The sequence below is a fragment of the Paenibacillus terrae genome (genome assembly GCF_005217525.1).
GTDB classification, from domain to species: domain Bacteria; phylum Bacillota; class Bacilli; order Paenibacillales; family Paenibacillaceae; genus Paenibacillus; species Paenibacillus terrae_C.
This window is the reverse complement of the sequence record NZ_PNXQ01000017.1, coordinates 15,736-16,688: the sequence shown is the minus strand read 5'-3', so window position 1 is coordinate 16,688 and position 953 is coordinate 15,736. Positions and strand designations below refer to the sequence as shown.

General features: G+C 50.2%; 1 pseudogene. It reads left to right on the top strand.

Annotated features, from left to right (window positions below):
* A pseudogene (locus C1I60_RS23365) lies at positions 1 to 953 on the top strand (EndoU domain-containing protein); the annotation flags it as partial.

Sequence of the window (953 nt, the reverse complement as noted above, 5' to 3'; positions counted from 1 at the left end):
CTAAAATATACAATCGAACCATCATTGGTGCCGCTATTGAAGGAAAAATACTGGAGGTCAGCCGTAATCAGGTTAGACTACATTTGGATATGGACGATCAGCAGAATCCCAAAGATGCCCAATGGTTCCCCTATTCTGCCGAAGGTAATCAGGTCTGGTATCTCATGCCGGAAAAAGGCGCACAGGTGAAGCTGTATTTTCCAAGTGCAGACGAAGATGATGCGATGGTCATTCAATCCGTGCGGACGAAACCAACTAGCGTTGCGCCCCCTTCCTCTCACGCCGCTCAAGGTGCTGTGGCTGAATCCCCGGCAGAGCGTCACCAGCGTAAAACAGCCGATCCCGGCGTGAAATCCTTTGCGAATCCGCAGGGCAAAGAAATCTCCTTGGGCAACTCCGAGCTGTCGATGAGTGCTCAGGAAGGATCGCTGTACATTTCCATGAATACCCATCATGGTGTCAGCCTGAACAGTACCCAACGTATACAAATTCAAGCTACAGGCAGCCTTCGTCTTTCGGCAGGAAGCATCCGCCTGCAAGGAACCAACGGCTTACACCTGAATACAACCACCGATACGCTGGATTTGGAACAGGAAGTTAACAGCGTGAGTGCTGAAATTCAGCTTCAAGCTTCCCTCCATCAATACTACCCTGAGCCGCTGTTGTCTGATTTTGAGAAGCAGGTCGCTGAAAAGGGAATCCAAAGCGTGCTCGGAGCACGCGTGAAGGAAAATGTAGGCGCCACGTTCAAGGGGGAATGGGATGCGGGAGTAGAATTTGTAACAGGCGTATGGGATATGGTTGTCGATGTAGCGGATATGGGAGTCATGGTGGCTACTCCTTTCGTCATGCCGGGTAACGTCACCGGGAAAGGTTTTCTGGAGCGTAATGAGACACTTGAAGGTATTAAGCATGCAGGAGGATATATTGCGGAAACGGTCACTTTTCAAAAG